This is a genomic window from Streptomyces sp. NPDC087422, assembly GCF_044744145.1.
GTDB lineage: Bacteria > Actinomycetota > Actinomycetes > Streptomycetales > Streptomycetaceae > Actinacidiphila.
Genome location: NZ_JBIUXT010000005.1, coordinates 661,163 through 680,348, shown reverse-complemented (window position 1 = coordinate 680,348; position 19,186 = coordinate 661,163). Strand labels below are relative to the sequence as shown.

13 protein-coding genes are annotated in these 19,186 nt (G+C 72.9%); 8 read left to right on the top strand and 5 right to left on the bottom strand.

Annotated features, from left to right (window positions below):
- The first annotated feature begins 48 nt into the window (after positions 1-48).
- The 3 genes from ACIO6U_RS20100 (at position 49) to ACIO6U_RS20090 (ending at position 3,777) form a co-directional block, all read left to right on the top strand.
- Positions 49-1,878: an ATP-binding protein gene (locus tag ACIO6U_RS20100; protein ID WP_401720820.1), complete on the top strand. Its 1,830-nt coding sequence runs from the start codon at positions 49-51 to the stop codon at positions 1,876-1,878.
- Positions 1,875-2,561 (top strand): response regulator, encoded by a 687-nt coding sequence (locus tag ACIO6U_RS20095; protein WP_391051816.1) that lies wholly within the window; start codon positions 1,875-1,877, stop codon positions 2,559-2,561. Before ACIO6U_RS20100 ends, ACIO6U_RS20095 begins: the two co-directional genes overlap by 4 nt.
- Positions 2,562-2,799: 238 nt before the next feature.
- Positions 2,800-3,777, top strand: a complete 978-nt coding sequence (locus tag ACIO6U_RS20090) for an aldo/keto reductase (RefSeq protein WP_401720817.1) — start codon at positions 2,800-2,802, stop codon at positions 3,775-3,777.
- A 16-nt stretch (positions 3,778-3,793) separates the two neighbouring features.
- Here ACIO6U_RS20090 and ACIO6U_RS20085 read toward each other — a convergent pair whose 3' ends face one another.
- Both ACIO6U_RS20085 and ACIO6U_RS20080 read right to left on the bottom strand, forming a co-directional pair.
- Positions 3,794-5,398 carry an ATP-binding protein gene (locus ACIO6U_RS20085; protein ID WP_391164320.1) on the bottom strand — a complete coding sequence of 535 codons (1,605 nt, stop codon included), beginning with the start codon at positions 5,396-5,398 and terminating at the stop codon, positions 3,794-3,796.
- Positions 5,395-6,057, bottom strand: coding sequence for a response regulator transcription factor (locus tag ACIO6U_RS20080; protein ID WP_401720814.1), 663 nt, complete (start codon positions 6,055-6,057; stop codon positions 5,395-5,397). Before ACIO6U_RS20080 ends, ACIO6U_RS20085 begins: the two co-directional genes overlap by 4 nt.
- A 135-nt stretch (positions 6,058-6,192) precedes the next feature.
- Between ACIO6U_RS20080 and ACIO6U_RS20075 the strand changes: the two genes are divergently transcribed.
- Entirely contained in the window at positions 6,193-6,825 is a 633-nt protein-coding gene (locus ACIO6U_RS20075; protein WP_401720811.1) for a PepSY domain-containing protein, read from the top strand.
- Here ACIO6U_RS20075 and ACIO6U_RS20070 read toward each other — a convergent pair.
- Positions 6,792-7,190 carry a hypothetical protein gene (locus ACIO6U_RS20070; RefSeq protein WP_401720808.1) on the bottom strand — a complete coding sequence of 133 codons (399 nt, stop codon included), beginning with the start codon at positions 7,188-7,190 and terminating at the stop codon, positions 6,792-6,794. The genes ACIO6U_RS20075 and ACIO6U_RS20070 overlap by 34 nt on opposite strands.
- Before the next feature lie 90 nt (positions 7,191-7,280).
- On the opposite strand from ACIO6U_RS20070, the gene ACIO6U_RS20065 reads away from it, so the two are divergent.
- The 3 genes from ACIO6U_RS20065 to ACIO6U_RS20055 all read left to right on the top strand — a co-directional run bounded on the left by ACIO6U_RS20065 (position 7,281) and on the right by ACIO6U_RS20055 (position 9,651).
- Positions 7,281-7,721, top strand: a complete 441-nt coding sequence (locus tag ACIO6U_RS20065; RefSeq protein WP_401720805.1) for a protein-tyrosine phosphatase family protein — start codon at positions 7,281-7,283, stop codon at positions 7,719-7,721.
- Between the two features lie 232 nt (positions 7,722-7,953).
- Positions 7,954-8,571 (top strand): hypothetical protein, encoded by a 618-nt coding sequence (locus tag ACIO6U_RS20060; protein WP_401720802.1) that lies wholly within the window; start codon positions 7,954-7,956, stop codon positions 8,569-8,571.
- 126 nt (positions 8,572-8,697) lie between these two features.
- Positions 8,698-9,651: a GNAT family N-acetyltransferase gene (locus tag ACIO6U_RS20055; RefSeq protein WP_391051837.1), complete on the top strand. Its 954-nt coding sequence runs from the start codon at positions 8,698-8,700 to the stop codon at positions 9,649-9,651.
- A gap of 123 nt (positions 9,652-9,774) precedes the next feature.
- Here the strand turns inward: ACIO6U_RS20055 and ACIO6U_RS20050 are convergent, their stop codons facing one another.
- Both ACIO6U_RS20050 and ACIO6U_RS20045 read right to left on the bottom strand, forming a co-directional pair.
- Entirely contained in the window at positions 9,775-11,001 is a 1,227-nt protein-coding gene (locus ACIO6U_RS20050; protein WP_401720799.1) for an FG-GAP-like repeat-containing protein, read from the bottom strand.
- A 159-nt stretch (positions 11,002-11,160) separates the two neighbouring features.
- Positions 11,161-15,450: a glycoside hydrolase family 3 C-terminal domain-containing protein gene (locus ACIO6U_RS20045; protein ID WP_401720796.1), complete on the bottom strand. Its 4,290-nt coding sequence runs from the start codon at positions 15,448-15,450 to the stop codon at positions 11,161-11,163.
- Between the two features lie 451 nt (positions 15,451-15,901).
- On the opposite strand from ACIO6U_RS20045, the gene ACIO6U_RS20040 reads away from it, so the two are divergent.
- Positions 15,902-19,162 carry a family 78 glycoside hydrolase catalytic domain gene (locus ACIO6U_RS20040; RefSeq protein WP_401720794.1) on the top strand — a complete coding sequence of 1,087 codons (3,261 nt, stop codon included), beginning with the start codon at positions 15,902-15,904 and terminating at the stop codon, positions 19,160-19,162.
- The last annotated feature ends 24 nt before the right edge of the window (positions 19,163-19,186 follow it).

Genomic DNA, 19,186 nt, shown 5'->3' with positions numbered 1-19,186 from the left:
CACGTTTGCGTTCATTGAGTTCGCGGGTTGGCGTGCACACTGTTGTGCATGGCCGCCATACCCCCCACGTCGAGCACGGCGGCCGGACCGACGCACCAGTCCGGCGCGGCGAGCCCGGCCGCCCCGACGAACCCGGGTACGCAGACGAGCCCGGGTACGCAGACGGGTCCAGGTACGCCGACGAGCCCGGGTGCCCCGACCGGCGAGCGCGCGACGGCCCGGCGTTCCAGGGCCGCGCGGTTCACCGTGCCCGGACTGAGCCGCTTCCGCCGCACTCGGACCCGGCCGCGCAGCCTGGCCGGTCAGCTCTTCGCCGTGCAGGTGGTGATCGTGGCCCTGGTGGTCGGCGGCTGCGCCGTGCTGGCGTACTTCAACGCGGGCAGCCGGGCCGAGGACGCGGCCCGTGACCGGGTCTCCGCCGCGGCCACCGCCGTCGCGGACTCCGACACCGTGGTGCGGGCGGCGCGCTCCGCCGATCCCACCGCGGCCCTCCAGCCGTACGCCGACCGCGTCACCGCGGACGCGGGCGTGGACTTCGTGACGATCATGGACACCCACGGCATCCGCTGGACCCATCCCGACAGGTCGCTGATCGGAAAGCACTTCCTCGGCCACATCGGCCCCGCCCTGCGCGGGCAGACGTTCACCGAGACGTACACCGGTTCGCTCGGCGCCTCGGTACGCGTCGTGACGCCGGTCCGCTCCGGCGACCGGATCGTCGCGCTGGTGAGCGTCGGCATCAAGGTCGACACCATCAGCCAGCAGGTCCGCAAGCAGCTCACCGCCCTGGTCGCGGTGGCGCTGGCCGCGCTCGTCGTCGGCGGCCTCGGCACGTATGCGGCCAACCGACGGCTGCGCACGCACACCCACGGGATGGCCGCGACGGAGCTGAGCCGGATGTACGACTATCACCAGGCGACGCTGCACGCGCTGCGCGAGGGCCTGATCCTGCTCGACGCCGACCGCAGGGTCGCGCTGTGCAACGACGCGGCGCGCGAGCTGCTGAGCCTCGGCGAGCAGGAGGTCGTCGGCCGGTACGTGGACACGCTCGGCCTGCCCGTGTCGCTGACCGGCGCGTTGCTGGCCGCCGAGCCGCGGGTCGACGAGGTGCACCTGACGTCCGAGCGGGTCGTGGTCGTGAACACCTCGCCGGTACGCGGCGGCGAGCGCCGCGGCACCGTGGTCACCCTGCGCGACCACACCGATCTCCAGGCGCTGACCGGGGAGTTGGACTCGGTGCGCGGCTTCGCCGAGGCGCTGCGCTCCCAGGCCCACGAGTCGTCCAACCGGCTGCACACCGTCGTGTCGCTGATCGAACTGGGCCGCGCGCAGGAGGCGGTGGACTTCGCCACCTCGGAGCTGGAACTCGCCCAGGCGCTCACCGACCGGGTGGTGGCGGCGGTCGGCGAACCGGTGCTCGCGGCGCTGCTGCTCGGCAAGGCCGCCGAGAGCCACGAGCGCGGGGTTGAGTTGACCGTCACCGAGGACAGCCGGATCGACGACGGGGTCCTGCCGCCCGCGCTCACCGCCCGCGACCTGGTCACCGTGCTGGGAAACCTGATAGACAACGCGATCGACGCGGCCGTCGAGGGCGCCGCCCGCGGCGGCGGCCGGCCTTCGGTCACCGTACGGGCCAAGGTCGAGGAGGACGAGCTGCTGCTGAAGGTCACCGACTCCGGGCGCGGCGTCGACCCCGCCACCATCCGCGAGGTGTTCCGGCGCGGCTGGACCACCAAGAGCGAGGGCCACGGTCTCGGCCTCGCCCTGGTCGAGCAGGCCGCGCGCCGCGCGGGCGGCACGGTCGGCCTCGACCGCGCCGAGGGCGGCGGCGCGGAGTTCACCGTACGGCTGCCGCTGGGGCAGGAGGCACGCGCGTGATCAGGGTCCTGGTCGTCGAGGACGATCCCGTGGCGGCCGACGCGCACCGGATGTACGTCGAGCGGCTGCCCGGCTTCGCGGTGGCGGCCGTCGTCCACACCGGCGGCGCCGCCCTGCGCCTGCTGGACCGGCAGCCGGTGGACCTGGTGCTGCTCGACCTCCATCTGCCCGACGGCCACGGTCTCGACCTGGTACGACGGATGCGCAGCGCGGGGCAGAGCGCCGATGTGGTGGCGGTGACCTCGGCGCGGGATCTCGCGGTCGTACGGCAGGCCGTCTCGCTCGGGGTCGTGCAGTACCTGCTCAAGCCGTTCACCTTCCCCTCGCTGCGGGACCGGCTGGAGCGCTGGGCGCGCTACCGCAGTGACGCGGCGGGCGGTGAGGCGTCCGGGCAGGACGAGGTGGACCGGGTGCTGGGGGCGCTGCGCAGTCCGCAGGCCACCGTGCTGCCGAAGGGGCTGAGCGGTCCGACCCTCGAAGCGGTGACCTCGGCCTTGCGGGCGGCGGCGGACGGCGGCTTGTCGGCGGCTTCGGCGGCCCAGGCGGCGGGGGTCTCGCGCATCACGGCCCGCCGCTATCTGGAGCACCTGGTCGACACCGGGCTCGCGGTCCGCAGCCCGCAGTACGGGCAGGTCGGCCGCCCGGAGCTGTGTTACCGCTGGTCGGACGGGGCGAAGCCGTAGGGCGGTACGCCGGGGCGGTACGGTCCGGGCCGGTCAAGGACGGTACGGGTCGGGGCGGGCACGGCCGATGCGGGCCCGGTCGGTGCGGCGGGTGACGGGCGCGGCGGCGGGCGACGTACGGTGATCATGCGGGTGGGCGGGATGTCGCGGGTGTACGCCCGCGCCGTACGGCCGCAGCCGTCCTCGTCGTCGCAGTCGCAGTCGCAGTCGCAGTCGCCCCACGGTCAGGAGCCGTCGCATGGTCACGCAGCCGCCGTCGCTCGCCGACGTACCCCACCGGATCGGCCTCGGCCTGGCCGCTCTCGGGCGGCCCGGATACATCAATCTCGGCCGGGAGCGGGATCTGCCGCCGGGCCGGGACGTGGCGGCGATGCGTCGGCGGACGCACGAGGTGCTGGACTTCGCGTACGCGCACGGCGTGCGCTACTTCGACGCGGCGCGCTCGTACGGCCGGGCCGAGGAGTTCCTGGCCGAGTGGCTGGACGCGGGCGGTGACCGGCCAGGGGTCATGGTCGGCAGCAAGTGGGGTTACACCTATACGGCGGACTGGCGGGTCGACGCGGAGACCCATGAGGTCAAGGACCACAGCGTCGGGGTCTACGACCGTCAACTCGCCGAGACGCGCGGGCTGTTCGGCGACCGGCTCGACCTCTACCAGGTGCATTCGGTGACACCGGACAGCCCGGCTCTCACCGATCCCGTCCTGCACCGGCGGCTGGTGGCGCTCGCCGATCAGGGGGTGGCCGTGGGCATCTCGACCAGCGGGCCCCGGCAGGGTGACGCGATCCGCGCCGCTCTCGATGTCGGCGTCGACGGGCGTCCGGTGTTCGGCAGCGTCCAGTCCACCTGGAATGTCCTGGAGCCGTCGGCGGGCCCCGCCTTGGCGGAGGCGCACGAGGCGGGTCGTACCGTCATCATCAAGGAAGGTCTCGCCAACGGGCGTCTCGCCGAACGCGACCCGCGACTGGACGCGGTGCTGGCTCCGGTCGCCGAGGCGACGGGAGCCTCCTACGACGCTCTGGCGCTGGCCGCCGCGCTGCGTCAGCCGTGGGTCGACGTGGTGCTGTCGGGAGCGGCGACCGAGTACCAACTGGCCTCGAATCTGCGCGCGACCGACGTCCGCCTCGACGACGCGCAACTCGGCCTCCTCGTCACCGAGTTGGCGCAGACACCGGCCGCGTACTGGGATCACCGCTCGCGCATGCCGTGGAACTAACTTGGAACTGACGGGGTCACACATCGGCGGCCGGCAGCCGGAGTTCGAAGCGGGCGCCGCCGCTCGGCGCTGCGCCGACGGTGAGCGTGCCGCCGTGCCGGTGCGCCACGTCGCGGGCGATGGCCAGGCCGAGTCCGGCCCCGCCGTCGTCCCGGCTGCGGGCCTCGTCGAGCCGTACGAACCGCTCGAATATCCGCTCGCGCTCGGCCTCCGGTACGCCTGCGCCGTCGTCGGCGACCGCGAGCACGATCCGGCCGTCCCCGCGGCGTACGGACACGGTGACCTCGGTGCGCGCGTGCCGTTGGGCGTTGTCGAGCAGATTGCGCACGAGCCGGGCCAACTGGCCCCGTGACCCGTTGACTTCCGCTCTCAAGGCGGCGTCCTGACCGATGTCGACGGCGACCGGCGTACGGTCGGCGGCTCGTCCCTCGGCCTCCTCGCGCACCAACGCGGCCAGATCGACCGGCCGTTGCGTCGGGGTCTCCCCCGCGTCGAGGCGGGCGAGCAGCAGCAGGTCGGCCGCGAGCTGCTGGAGTCGCACGGTGTCCTTGACGGCGCCGGGGACGTCGAGCAACTGCGGGTGCGCGGAGCCCACTTCGAGCTGCGTGCGCAGGGAGGCGATCGGGCTGCGCAGTTCGTGCGAGGCGTCGGCGACGAAGCGGCGCTGCCGTTCGACGGACGCTTCGAGGGCGGTGAGCGTTTCGTTGGTGGTCCGGGCCAGCCGGGCCACCTCGTCGTGCGCCGCGGGCTCCGGCACGCGCCGGGAGAGGTCTTCCGAGGCCGTGATGGCGGCCATCTCGCGGCGGATGCCCGCGACCGGGGCCAGTGCGCGGCGGGTGACCAGCCAGGTCACGCCGCCGACGACCGCCAGCAGGACGGGCAGTCCCGCCAGCATGACCACGGTGGTGGTGCGCACGGCGCTCTCGCGCGCCGCGAGCGAGGCGCCCGCGTGGACCAGGACCGTCTGCCCCGCGAGGTCGGTGGCCTTGACCGTCGCGAAGCGGTAGGCGGCGCCGCGGCCGTCCAACGTGGCGTGTCCCGAGCCCTCTTGGACGGTGCCGCTGATCTCGCCGACGACGGGGTCGGCGGTGCCGGTGGGCGTGGCGTGGTCGTCGCTCCCCCGGCCGCTGGGGGTCGTCTCCTGCGCGTCGCCGTCGCGCCCGCCCTTGCCCCGGCCACGGCCGCCGCCTGCGCCGCCGTGGTCGTCGGCGGTCCCGCTCGGCGACACGGTCGGTGGCGGCGTCGGTGCCGAGGTCGGACTGACGGTGGGTGTCGGCTCGGGCGCAGACCCACGCGGCCTGACGTCCGGCACGCCCGTGCCGCTGATCTTCTCCAGGGTCCTGCTCGCGGCGAGCAACCGCCCGTCGGTGGTGGTCACTTGGACGGGCGCGTCGTCGGGGAGGGCGAGCCCTGAGTAGAGCGCGGCGTCCGCCTTGCGGGTCGCGACGGTCACGGCGACGCGGCGTGCGGTGTCGTTGGCCTGGCTCTGGGCCTGCTCGGTGAGGTTGGCGCCGAGCGAGAGGAGGACCGCGATCCCGGCGGCCACCATCGCCACGGTCACGACGGCGGTCGCGCCCAGCACCGTCTTGGCCTGCACGGAGCCGAGCGGGCGGCGCCTCATGGCGTGACCAGGCGGTAACCCGCGCCGCGTACCGTCTGGATGGTGGTTGCGCCCAGCTTGCGGCGCAGCGCGCTGATGTAGACCTCGATGATGTTGGGGTCGCCGTCGTAGGCGAAGTCCCAGACGTGCTCCAGGATCTCCGGCTTGCCGACCACCTGGCCCGCCCGGACGGCGAGTTGTTCGAGGACCGCGAACTCCTTGGCGGTGAGCGCCACTTCGTCCTCGCCGCGGAATACCCGCCGGGCGGAGGTGTCGACGGCGAGGCCGCCGACCCGCAGGACCGGCGAGGCACCGGGAGAGGCCCGGCGGCGCAGCAGTGCCTTCACCCGTGCGACGAGCACGACGTAGGAGAACGGCTTGGTCAGATAGTCGTCCGCGCCGGTGTCCAGGCCCTCGGCCTCGTCGTACTCGCCGTCCTTGGCCGTGAGCATCAGGATCGGTACGTCGTTGCCCGCGGCGCGCAGCGCGGCGCACACGCGGTAGCCGTTCATGCCGGGCAGCATGATGTCGAGGACGACGAGGTCGTAGGCGCGGTCTCCGGCCAGGTGCAGTCCCGAGAGCCCGTCGTGGACGACGTCCACGGCGAAGCCCTCGGCCGTCAGTCCCTTGGCCAGGGAGACGGCGAGTCTCTTCTCGTCCTCCACGATCAGCAAGCGCATGGGCCCACCCTCCCAAATCGAACCTGAAGCGATCTTCAGGTCGCTTCAGGCTGCCTTCAGCTTGCTCCGGCCATCGTGTTGGCACGGACACAGCAACGACACAGGCCGGGTACAGCCCGGCCGGGGAGGCTCCTCATGAAGCGCGACATCACCCTCGCCGCCGTCGCCGCGGCGGCCCTGCTCGCCGGTGGCGGCTACACCGCCTTCGCCGCGGGTGACGACCACGGCGGCCGTGCGACGGCAGTCCCGAGCGCCACGTCCCCGCACGACGCGGGCGACGACCACGGCGGCGACCGCCGTACGCCGTCGACCGGTGCCCCGACGGGCGTCCCGCGCACCGGCGCCCCGACTCCCAGCAGCACCGGCCTCACGGCGGCCGAGGCCGTGACCGCCGCGCTCACGCTGTATCCGGGGACGGTCGTCTCCGTCGAGCGTTCCGGCGCGGATTTCTGGGAGGTCAGGGTGCTCGGAAAGGACGGCGTGCTACGCGAGTTGAGGGTGAACGCGACCTCCGGCACCGTCAGCCTGGACGGTCACCGTGGCGGCGGCCGGGGCGCGGCGACTCCCCGCCCGACCCGCTCCCCCGGAGCCGACGACCACGGCGCGGGCACCCCGAGCCCGACCCGCTCCCCCGGAGCCGACGACCACGGAGGTGACGACCACGGAGGTGACGACCACGGAGGTGACCGGTCGGGCGACGGTCATGGGAGCGGGCACGGCGCGGACGACGGCGGTCAGCACCGGGGCCGAGGCGGCGACGACTCCTGAGCCGTGGGCGCGGCGGCGAAGCCGCCCTCGGGGGTCGGTTCCGGGGCGAGGAGGACGGCGGTGTCGGGTACGGCGAGGCCGTCGGCGGCGAAGGCGCGGCGGAAGCCCGCGACCTGGACGGTGTACGCGGGGCTGGCGACGACGGCGACCCGCTCGTGGCCGAGGCCGCGCGGGTGCCGTCCCGCGAGGTGACCGGCGTCCTCGTCGTCGATGGTGACGACGGGGAACAGCTCGGGGGCCGCGTTCTCCCAGGCGCAGAGCACGACGGGAAAGCGCGCCTCCGCCAGCAGCGGGAGGTGGTCGATGAGGTCGCGGTCGCCCGCTATCAGCAGGGCGTCGACCGAGCGGCTGGACAGACCGGCCATGATCGCCTGTCCGCGCGCGCTCGCCGCGCCCGGTGTGGCGGCGGGATCCGCGCACGGGTCGCGACCGGCGGGTCTCGGTAGGGTGCCGGGATGACCGAGAGCTGGGACCCGTCGGGCGACGGGATCGTACGGTTTCCGTCCGGTGCGCTGGTGCGCGGGCGCGGTCTGCGCCGACCGCTTCCGGCGGGCCCGACGCCGTCCTTCGGCGTCTATCTGCTGGGCGGCGAGCCGCCGTTGACGCGGTGGGAGGCGCGGTGGGTGCGCTGGCCGGATTTCCGGCTGCCCGTCGATCGACGACAGGCGCGGGCGGCCTTCGAGGAGGCGCTGGCCCGGGCGGCGGACGAGCGGGTGGAGGTCGCGTGCGGCGGCGGCATCGGGCGCACCGGAACGGCCCTCGCCTGCATGGCCGTTCTGGACGGGGTCCCGGCGGACGAGGCCGTCGCCTTCATCCGCCGGCACTATCACCACCGCGCCGTGGAGACGCCGTGGCAGCGCCGCTTCATCCGCCGCTTCGACCGCGCGGAGCGCTGAGCGCGCGCCTGCGGCGATCCCCAACGCGCCAGACCGGTACGGGAATCCGTCATCGCTTGTTCGCTGATCGTAACGCGGGCGAAATGCCGGTTTGATGTCCTGTCGAGTCACAGAACGGCCCGGTCCCCGGCCTCTTCGTGAGAGCCGTACCGGAGGCGCTCAGGGCTCGGGGGCTCGGCGGACCCAGCGGTTCCGACGGGTCCAGCGGGTGAGCGGGGGGAGGACGGCCCGGATGGCGATGGACAGCGGGTCGGCGGCATGGGCGGACGGACCTCAGCCGCCGAGCGGCCGATGTCTGGTCAGTGTCGAACTCGGTATGGACCTCGGCGTCGAACTCGCCGTCACGCAAAGGGACATGCCCACGGCCTCGGTGGCCGACCGACCGGCGCCCGCGCTCTCGCTGGCCGTACGGACGCCGGGGCGGCAGGCCGTCCTGTCGGCCGCGCCCGGCGCGGCCCTGCCGGGTGAACACCGCGTCCTGGACGAGCACTTCGTGGTCGACGCGGACACCCACGAGGCGCCGAAGTGGCGGCAGCTCGCCGATGTGCTCTACGGGAGCAGGTCGCGCTCGGCAGGCGACGCGAGCCGCTGGCTGCTGGCCGTCACCGCGGCGCACGACACCTGCCGGATAGCGGCCGTTCCCTTGGTCAGGGACGGCGGTTGGGCGGTGCTCGACACCACGGACCGGCAGATCACCTTCGTACCGGTGACGACGTCGCTGCGGCCCTGGTTACTGCCGTCGTGCCTGCTCGGCTGGCTGACGGCGGGCGGCACACTCCAGGAACTGGCCGCCGCCCGGCTGGACTGCTTCCCCGCCGAGTCGGACGCCCCGCGCCCCGGTGAGGGCTGAGCCCGATCCGGCTCTGCCGCACCCGAGATCGGTGACGACACGCCCGCCCGTGTTCTCGGCCGCCGCGACCGGTGGGCCCGGAAAACCGTTCGACGGCTCCGCCGAGTCCTGACACTGTGGCGGACCATGACCGACTTCGAGCTGCTGACCGCCGCGGACGTACAGCTCATGCAGGACATGGCGCAGCGCGTCACCGCTGTGCGCCCTGACCTGGTGAACACCGACGCGTCGTACGGCGAGCTGGCGTGGAACTGGGGCAAGGGGCACGCCGCCGGCGGCGCGAACTGGCCGCGGCGGCTGTGGTTCTCCGGCGGGGAGCCGGTCGCGTGGGGCTGGGCCCAGCTTCCGCACCGGCTGCGGCGCAGCGACGGTTCTGTGCGGGATGCGACCGGCGCCTATCTGGCGTATCAGGTCCACCCCGACCACGCGGGACTGGTCGACGAGGTGATCGACTGGTTCCACGCCACGACGCCGGACGTCGAGCGGACGGTGGTGCCGAGCGGCGCCGACACGTTCGGCCTGGCGCGGTGGGCGGCGCACGGCTACGAGCCCGATCCGGCCTCGCTCGGCGAGAAGGGGTCCTGGACGCAGCTCAACGAGCGGGAGCTGACCGACGTCGAGGAGCCGCTGCTGCCGGACGGATTCCGGTTCCGCACCGCCGAGGAGGCGGGACCGCAGGCCGCGGTCCGGGCCCATGTGGACGCGTGGGCGCCCTCGACGTACACGGCCGAGAGCTATGAGGGTGTCCGGCGGGCGACGGGCTACCGCGCGGATCTGCACCTTCTGGTGGAGGCGCCGGACGCGACGATGGCGTCCTCGACCATCATGTGGTTCGACGAGGCGAACGCGACCGTCGAGTTCGAGCCGGTCGGCACCCATCCGGACTACCGGCGTCTGGGGCTGGCCAGGGCGATGCTCCTGCACGGCATGCGTCGCGCGCGGGCCGCCGGGGCCACGCACGCGACCGTCGCCTGCCTGGGCGCGCCGGGCTATCCGGCGGCGCGCGCCCTGTACTACGGCGTCGGATTCCGGGAGTTCTCGCGGGACGCGCCGCTGATCAGGGTCCGCGCCTCCGGCTGAGCGGTCCGCGCCGGGAGTCACCGGACCAGCGCGGCGATCGGCGCACCGACCGCCGCGCGCAGCCTCCTCGACTCCCTGGCGGGCCGTCCGCCGGACGCACCCGTCCGGTGACTCCCGGCGGGCTCAGAACAGCGCGTCGCCCTCGGACAGGCTCACGCGCGCCCCGGTGTCGAAGACGCCCTCCGACGTCCCCGCCGAGTACACGCGCATCTGCCCGGTGGTGGCGGCCACGAGATCGGGCAGCAGATCACCGGTCAGGTCGCCGATGCCGAGGAGCGTGGTGAAGGGCGTCCAGCCGCCGGTGCCCGCCAGGACGCGGGCGCCGAGGCGGCCGTGTCCGTCGCCCGGATAGAGCCACAGCTTGCCCGTGGACAGTTCGGTCACGACGAGGTCGGGGCGGCCGTCGCCGGTCAGGTCACCGGGGGCGGCGAAGGCGCCCATCACGTTCCAGCCGGGGCCGACGAGCAGGCGGGTGCCGAAGGTGCCGTCGCCCCGGCCGGGGTACATCCACAACTGGCCGGTGGTGTCGCGGGCCAGCAGATCGCCCTTGCCGTCGCCGTCGAGGTCTCCGGCGGCGGTCACGGCGGTCATCGTGTTCCAGCCGGGGCCCACCAGGAGCCGGGCGCCGAAGGTGCCGCGGCCGGTGCCCGGATACATCCACAGCCGGCCGGTGGTGTCGCGGGCCAGCAGGTCCTCCGTGCCGTCGCCGTTGAGGTCGCCGTGCCGGGTCAACGCCGACATGGAGTTCCAGCCGGACCCCTCAAGACCCGCGGTGCCGTCGCCGGGCAGCCGCCACAGCTTTCCGGAGTACGTCCGCAGCAGCAGGTCCTGGCGGCCGTCGCCATTGAGATCGCCGAACGGCTGGGCGGGGCGTTTGAAGACTCCGTACGGCGCGAACCACGGCAGGTACTCGGGGCCTCCCTGGCACTCCCGCAGGGTGTGCGCCCAGCGGAAGGAGCTGAGGTTGTGGTCGAGGGTGGCGCCCGGGCTGGTGAACCGCGACAGCTCCCAGCGGTCGTCGCCGGTGCCGGTGGTGTCGGCCTCGACGTCGTGGACGGCGTCGAGGTACTGGTAGTCGGCCAGGCTGTACATGCACAGGGCGTGGTAGCCGGTGCGGTTGTAGACCGAGGACGCCTTGTCGTCCCACGCGCCGAGGGTCGGCTGCGCGGCCGTGTAGGACGTCATGGTCCCCTGGCCGCCGGGCTGGTCGAACAGGCACAGGGCGCCCTGCGGGCACCGGTCGTAGCCGGTCGCGGCTTGCGCGGGAGCGACTCCCCCGGCCACAAGTCCGAGCGCGACGGCGGTGGTCAATAAGGTGGCGCGCAGTGAGGCGCGCAGTGAGATACGCATGACGGTCCCCCCAAGGAACATCCGGCCCGCCGGGCGGGTGCGGGCCGGGCACACCTTAGTCGTGCCCGGCCCGGCGTGTACGGCACTCGGCGGTACCGTTCCCCGCCCGGGAGGGGTGGACGGGGAACGGCGCTCATGGTCCGGCGGGTCCTGTCGGTCCTAGGTGACGGTCAGGCCGAAGACGTGCAGCCGGGTGCCCGCCTGATCGCCGGTGACCGTGGTCGGCAGGGTGACGTACGCCAGCGTCCTGCCCGCGGCCAGCGGGATCCTGGTGGCGTACAGGCTGACGGCGGTGTCGGCCGGATAGCCGCTGTTCGGCGGACGGTTCCAGCGGGGTGCGGTGGCGACGGGTTCGTCCTCGGGGAGCGGGGTGCTCGGGGTCCAGTTGGTGAGGGCGAGGGTGAACGGGGCGGTGCTGCCGTCGGTGTACGTGAGGGTGCCGGTGCCCGATCCGCTGCCGTTGTTCGCGGCGCCGAGGAACCACAGGGCGGATCCGCTCGTGTCCACCGCGATGTGCTGTCCGGCCGCGACCACGTTGTCCGCGCCGCCCGGTGCCGGGTCCGGCCAGGTGAAGGTGGCCGGGCCGTGTGCGACGAGCTGGCCCGGCTTGACGCCGACGTCGGCGAGGGCCTGGGCGGAGTAGCTGAATCCCGCGCCGTCGAAGTCGGCCCCGCCGGGGGCGGTCTCGTCGCCGACCCCGGTGTTGTCGTAGGCGGCGGCGAGTGATCCGTACAGCAGGGGCAGTGCGAGCGATCCGCCGTCGAGCGGGTGGTCGTGGCGGGCCACGGTGACGGTGCCGGTGAGGTCGAGCGCCGCGGAGGTGGCGTTCGCGCCGACGGTGACGGTCAGCTTGGTGGTGGCGGTGGCGCGGGGGCGCAGGGTCACCGCGGCCCGGGACGGTGTGACGGTGACGCCGGTCGGCGCCTTGATGTCGGCGGCGACGGTGACGGTCTGGTCGGTCGCGTTGCGCAGGGTGAGGGTCGCGGGGAACGCGGTGCCGGTGCGTGCCAGCTCGGTGGCGGAGGTCAGTCGCGCGGCCACCAGCGGCGCGGTGGTGACCTGTTGGCCGCCGGAGACACTGAATCCGCCGGTCGCCGTGGCCGTCGCGGTGAGCCGCCACAGGCGGTTCTGCGCATCGGCGGGCGGGGTCACCAGCCATGAGGTGCGCGGGCGGGTGCGGGGGTCGACACGGTTGAAGGTGGCGGGCGTCAGGGCCCGTACGGTCCATCCGGCGGGTACGTCGAGGCCGAGCCGGACGTGCTGGAGCGTGCGCGTGCCGCCCGCGGTGAGGGTGGTGGTGACCACGTTGCCGTGGACGGGGTCGAGCGCGGCGGGGACCTGCGCGGTGACGGTACGGGCGCCGGTGGTCGTGGTGAGGGTGTGGGCGCCGGTCAGCGGCAGATCGCGCGAGGAGTTACCGACGTAGATCCGGTACGTGCCCGGAATCGTCGTCCAGGCGTGCGCTTTGGAGTCCCAGGTGCGCAGGTCGTCGGGCGCGAGGGTGAAGGTGACGCGCTGCGACTGTCCGGCCCGGAGGGTGACGCGCTGGAATCCCTTGAGCTGCTTGGGGGGTTCGCCCGCGCCCGCCGGGTCGCCGACGTAGAGCTGGGCGACCTCGGAGGCGGTACGGGTGCCGGTGTTCTTCACCGTCGCGGAGACCTTCACCGGCCCGGTCGTGCCGGTGACGCCCGGTGAGACGGTGAGCCCGCTGAAGGAGAAGGACGAGTAGGTCAGACCGTAGCCGAACGGGAAGAGCGGGGTGAGGTGGTGGGCGTCGTACCAGCGGTAGCCGACCTCGAGTCCCTCGCTGTAGTGGTAGTCGGTGGTGTTGGTGGCCACATCGACGGTGCCCGGGTAGCGGGACGGGTCGGCGGTCGGCAGTTGCGCCGTGCTCGCGGGCCAGGTCTGGGGCAGCTTGCCCGAGGGGTTGACGTCGCCGAACAGGACGGAGGCCAGTGCGGCGCCGTTCTGCTGGCCGCCGTACCAGGACTCGAGGACGCCGTCGACCTTGTCGAGCCACGGCATGAGCACGGGCGCGCCGGTGTTGAGGACGACGATCGTGTGCGGGTTGGCCGCGGCGACGGCGGCGACGAGGTCGTCCTGCGCGCCGGGCAGGGTGAGATTCTGCCGGTCGCCGTCCTCGCTCTCGTCGTCGTTGACGACGACCACGGCGACGCTGTCCTGTCGCGCGGCGGCCGCCGCGGCGGCGATGGCCGCGGTGTCGGGCACCTGCCAGCCCAGGGTGACCGAGCCGTTGCCCGGCGGGCTGGTCGGCGTCCCGGCGACCGGTCCCGTGGGGCCGTTGACCGGCTGGTAGTTCTCGACCGTGATCGGGGTCCGCACGCCGCCCTTGAGGCGGATGGCGGACACGCCGGGGCCGTACTGCGCCCAGTCCTGGAAGACCGGCTGCCCGTCGAGGGTCATCCGGATGCCGCCGGTGTTGGCCATCGAGAAGGTGTACGTGCCGGTGACGGGTGCCGTCAGGTAGCCCTTCCACCGCACGGAGAATCCGGCCGGGTTGACACCGGGGCCGGGCGCGGCCGTGTAGTGGTCGTCGACGGTCGGCTCGACGCGGGTGAGCGCGGGGGTGCCGGACAGGTCGAGGTTGTTGAAGTACTGCGTGGTCAGGCCGGGTCGGCCGTCGGCGGTGGTGAAGGTCGCGGCCGGTACGGTCGGCAGCTTGTCGGTCACGCCGGGGACGTCGACTCCGGTTCTGCCGATGGCGACCTGGGCGCCGGTGCCGTCCGCGCCGAAGGCGGTCAGTTCGGCGATCGACCACCAACTGTCGGCGGTGCCGGTCTGTTCGATCCTGATGTAGCGGGCCTGCCGGGCGGCGAAGGTCGCGGTGACGACCTGTCCGGTGCCGGCGCCCTCGGCGACCGGGTCGCCCCATGTGGCGCCGTCAGCGGAGAGCAGGACGCGGTAACCGCGGGCGTAGTCGGTGCTGTTGCCCGCGTCCAGGGTGACCCGGTCGACGCTGTGCGAGGCGCCCATGTCGACGCTGACCCACTGGCCGTCGGCCATCGGGGTGCCGCTGGACCAGCGGGTGCCCGCGTTGCCGTCGACCATGTTGTGCGGTTGGTCGGAGGGGCCGGCGGAGGAGGACGCCCGGGCGGCCCAGGAGCCGAGGTAGTCGACGCGGCCCTTCGTCCCGAGCCGTTGGGCGATGCCGTCGGCGACGGTGACGACGGACGAGGCGTCCACGGGTACGTGCGAGCTGCCGCCGCCTCCGGTGATCGGCGCGTCCTTGGCGGCGGCGCCGATCACGGCGACCGTGGGCGTCCTGGCGGGGTCGAGCGGGAGCAGCCGGCCCGCGTTCTTCATCAGGACGGTGCCCTGCGCCGCGATGTCGCGCGCGGTGGCGACGTGCGCGGGGGTGGTCGCGGTCGCGGAGGGCGAGCCCGGTGCGGTGTCGAAGAGGCCGTAGGCGAATTCCTCGGTGAGCAGCCGGGCGACCTTGTCGTTGAGCACGGCCATGCCGACCTGCCCGGAGCGGACGGCGTCGGCGAGCGGCTGTCCGAAGTTGCCGGGGGCGGGCATGGTGAGGTCGAGACCGGCGTTGGCGGCCCGGACGGTGCTGCGGGCGCCGTCCCAGTCGGTGACGACGAATCCGTCGAAGCCCCAGTCCTGCTTGGCGGTCCGGTTCAGCAGATACGCGTCCTCGTTGGAGTGGACGCCGTTGACCAGGCTGGTGGCGGCCATGATGGAGGCGGCGTCGCCCTGCTGGACGGCCTGCTTGAACGCCGGGTAGTAGATCTCGTTGAGGGTGCGTTCGTCGACGATGGCGTTTCCGTTGTTGCGGTTCTGCTCGGTGTCGTTGGCCGCGAGGTGCTTGAGGTCGGCCATCACGCCCTGGGACTGGACGCCTTGGACGTACTTGGTGGCCATCGCGCCGGACAGGTAGGGATCTTCACCGGCCATCTCGAAGACGCGTCCGCCGCGCGGGTCGCGCTCCAGGTTCACATCGGGTCCGAGGTTGACGCTGACGCCCTTGGTCTTCGCCTCGGCGCCGACGACCTGTCCGTACGCGGTCTCCACGGCCGGGTCCCAGGTGGCGGCGGCGGCGACCGGAGCGGGCATGGCTGTCGTGCCGCCCATCACCACGCCCGCTCCCCCGTCGTTGAGGTTCAGCGCGGGTACGCAGAGCCGGGACAGGGGGGCCACCACGCCCGCGTAGCCGGGGAGTTGGCTGCCGTGGGTCATCGACAGCTTCTCGTCGGTGGTCATCCGCGCGAGCACCTGCGCGGCCCGCTGTTCCGGGGCGGCCTTGGAGTGCAGCCAGGGGCAGGCGGCCGTGCCACTGTCGGCCGCGGCCTGTCCGGTGACGGCGGGCAGCAGTCCGGTGGCCGAGGTGAGCAGCAGGGCGGCGGTCAACGCCCTTACGAGCCTGGCCGGTCGGGCCCGTGCGGGCCGTCCGCCGTCGGGCTGCGCTGCGGGGTGTGCGGTCATCGGTGTCCCCTCTGGAGTACGTCGCGCGGTGCGCGGCCGTGGTGCGGCGCCGCCTGCCCGGTCAATCGATTCATTCCGTCGTCGCGCCGAACGGGCCCGCCTCACAGGGGCGGTGCGGGGCCGGTCGCCGGGCGCGGGCCACGGGGGACGCGCCGTATCCGAAGCGGGGCAGACCATATAACGATTCAACAGGAGCCGTGGAGAACCTAAGTCCATCTCAGCGGCCGGTCAATAGGCATGCGCCCGGAATTACCCGAAATCCCAAGACCAGGATATTGAAACGTCTTTCAATGTCGACAACGATGTCCGATCCGATGGATCGGGCGCACACCCCCGGATGGCGGCTGCACGCAACCGGGCCGCGTCAGAAGTATTGACGCCCCGCCGGGCGTTCTCATACGTTTCTCACGCCCCAATGGAGTGAATCGTTTCACTCACCGCAAGGAGTCCGATGTCCGGTTTTGCGCGGGAAAAACTGTCGTACGGGATCGCCGTCGCGGTCCTGGTGACGTCGCTGTCCCTGGGCGGCGCGCCCTTCGGTCACCCCCCGGCCGCGCAGGCCGCGTCCGGCGGAATCTCCGTGGGTGAGCTGACCGCTGACGCCACGACGGATCCGCTGGGCATCGACGATCCGCGTCCCGCGCTCGGCTGGAAACTGCGCGCCGCGGCCAACGGCCAGCGGCAGAGCGCCTATCGGGTGCTGGTGGCGAGCGACCCGGCCCGGCTGAACTCCCCGAAGGCGGACGTCTGGGACAGCGGCCGGGTGGCGACGGACGACTCGACCGGCGTGCCCTACGGCGGTCCCGCGCTGGAGTCCTCGCGCACCTACTACTGGAAGGTGCAGGTCTGGGACGCCTACGGCCGGGCGTCGGCCTGGAGTCCGGTCGGGCGCTGGGAGATGGGCCTGCTGAACTCGGCGGACTGGAAGGGCGCGCGGTGGATCACTCCGGACACCGGCGGCGCCGCCTCCTGGTCGGACTTCACCCTGGACACGGACTTCACCATCAAGGCGGGCGCGGCGAGCGTCCTGTTCCGCGTCAAGGACAGCCGCGACTACTACATGTGGCAGATCAACGCGGCCTCGACGCCCGGCAAGGTGCTGCTGCGCCCGCACGTCCAGAAGGACGGCTCCTTCGCCACCCTCGGTGAGGTCGACCTCAGCCCGGTGGTCACCACGGCGAACGCCGGAGCGCCCCACCACCTGACCGTCAGGGCGGACGGCGCCACGATCACCACCTCGGTCGACGGCACGCGGGTGGACACCCGGACCGACACCACCTTCACCGCCGGCACCCTGGGCTTCCGCACCTCGACCACCGGCAACGTCGCCGAGGACGCCCTGTACGACAACCTCGTGGTGCGCGGCCTGGACGGGGCCACGCTGTTCTCCGACGACTTCTCCGCCTCGCCCGACCCGTCCTTCCCCGACTCGGCGGTCACCGACGGGCAGCTCGAACCCAAGGGCGACCCGACTCTGCTCGACCCGAACCCCGCGGCGCCCCTGCTCCGCAAGGGCTTCACCCTCGACGGCCGGAAGAAGGTCACCAGGGCGCGGGCGTACGTCTACGGGCTCGGCTTCTACGAGATGCACCTGAACGGCGCGAAGGTCGGCGACCGGGTGCTCGCACCGGCGAGCACGCCGTACGACCAGCGCGATCTGTACGCCACGTACGACATCACCGGCTCCCTCAAGCAGGGCGCCAACTCGGTGGGCCTCTGGCTGGGCAACGGATACGGGCCGCGGTTCAGCCCGTACGGCTTCCGCTGGACCGGGCCCAAGCAGGCCGTCGTGCTGCTCGATGTCCGCTACTCCGACGGCACCCGGCAGAGCGTCGTCAGCGACGACTCCTGGAAGTGGTCGACCGGCGCCGTCACCGCCAATGACCTCTACGCGGGTGAGAGCTACAACGCCCGCCTGGACAAGCCGGGGTGGGACCGCGCCGGGTTCGACGACTCCGGCTGGCAGCCGGTGCGGACGGTGGCGGCGCCCTCCGACAAGCTCGTCGCGGACACCATGCCGCCGGTCAGGGTGACGGACACGCTCCGCGCGGTGGAGCTGACGCAGCCTCAGCCCGGCGTCTACGTCTACGACTTCGGGCAGAACATCGCGGGCTGGGAGCGGCTGCGGGTGACGGGTCCCGCCGGGACGACCGTGAGGATGCGGACGGCGGAGGAGGTCGGCGCGGACGGGACGCTGGACACGGCCACCAACAGGTCGGCGGCGTCCACCGATTCCTACACTCTGGCGGGCGCCCGTACGGCGGAGACGTACGAGCCGCGCTTCACCTACCACGGCTTCCGCTATGTCGAGGTCACCGGCTTCCCCGGCAGACCGGCCCTGAGCAGCCTGGACGCGCGCGTGGTGCACGCCGACGTGGCCTCCACGGGCACCTTCTCCTCCTCCGACGCGCTGCTGAACCAGATCTGGCGGAACAACCGGTGGAGCGTCCTCAACAACTCGATGAGCGTCCCGACCGACAATCCGGTCCGCGACGAGCGGACTCCTCCCGGCATGGACGTGCAGGCGTATCACGACGCGTCCACCCGTGAGTTCGGCATGGACCGCTACTACGCCAAGTACCTCCAAGACATGCCGCCCGGCACGGCCCTGCCGAACGACGCGGGCAACGCGCAGCAGCCCGACATGGGCGGCAACCAGATCACGCTGGCGTGGACGCTGTACGAGCAGTACGGCGACCTGGCGACGCTGGCGGCCACGTATCCGGCGATGAAGGCGTTCGTCGACAAGAACGCCGCCGATGTGCCGGGGCACATCTGGCCGAGCGACCGGGGCTTCGGCGACTGGTGTCCGCCGGACCGCGGCGCCAACGCCAACGGCGGTCGCGGCGGGCCGAACGCGGGCGCCTGCACCAGCGAGGTGTCGGTGGTGAACACCGCGCTGTCCTACCTCCAGGCGGTGGATGTCGCCAAGTCGGCGACGGCGCTGGGCCACAGCGCGGACGCCGCCCGCTACGGGACGCTGGCGCGGGACATCAAGGACGCGTTCAACGCCGCGTTCCTCAACGCGGCGGGCGACACCTACGGGGACGGGCGGCAGACCACGAGCGTGCTGCCGCTGGCCTTCGGCATGGTGCCCGCGGCCCATGTGGCGGCCGTCGGACGGCAACTGGTCGCCACCATCACCGAGAAGGACGGCGGACACCTCGACACCGGCATCTTCGGCACCCGCTACCTGATGGACGCGCTCGCCGCGATCGACCGGATCGATGTGGCGATGACGGTGCTGGACCAGCACACCTACCCCGGCTTCGGGTACGAGATCGGCCAGGGCGCGACGAGTTCGTGGGAGCAGTGGACGTACTACTCCAACATGGAGACCCACGACCACGCGATGTTCGCCGGTGTCAACGCCTCGCTCTACACGCGGTTGGCGGGCATCGAGCCGACCGGGCCGGCCTACCGTACGGTGACGGTCGCGCCGCGTATCCCTGCGGGGATGCGGCACGCCGCGGCCTCGATCGCCACCCCGCGCGGCACGGTCGCCAGTTCCTGGACCGTCGCGAACGGCCGGACCACGCTCGACGTCACGGTGCCGGTCGGCTCGACCGCGACCGTCCATCTGCCGCTGCCCGACGCACGGCATCCGCGGGTCGAGGCCACGCACGGCGCTCGGCTGCTGCACAGCGACGGCGAGGAGGCGGTCTACGCGATCGGTTCCGGCCACTGGCGGTTCACCGCGGCGGGCCGGTGAGCCAATCGCGGGCCGGAGCGTGAC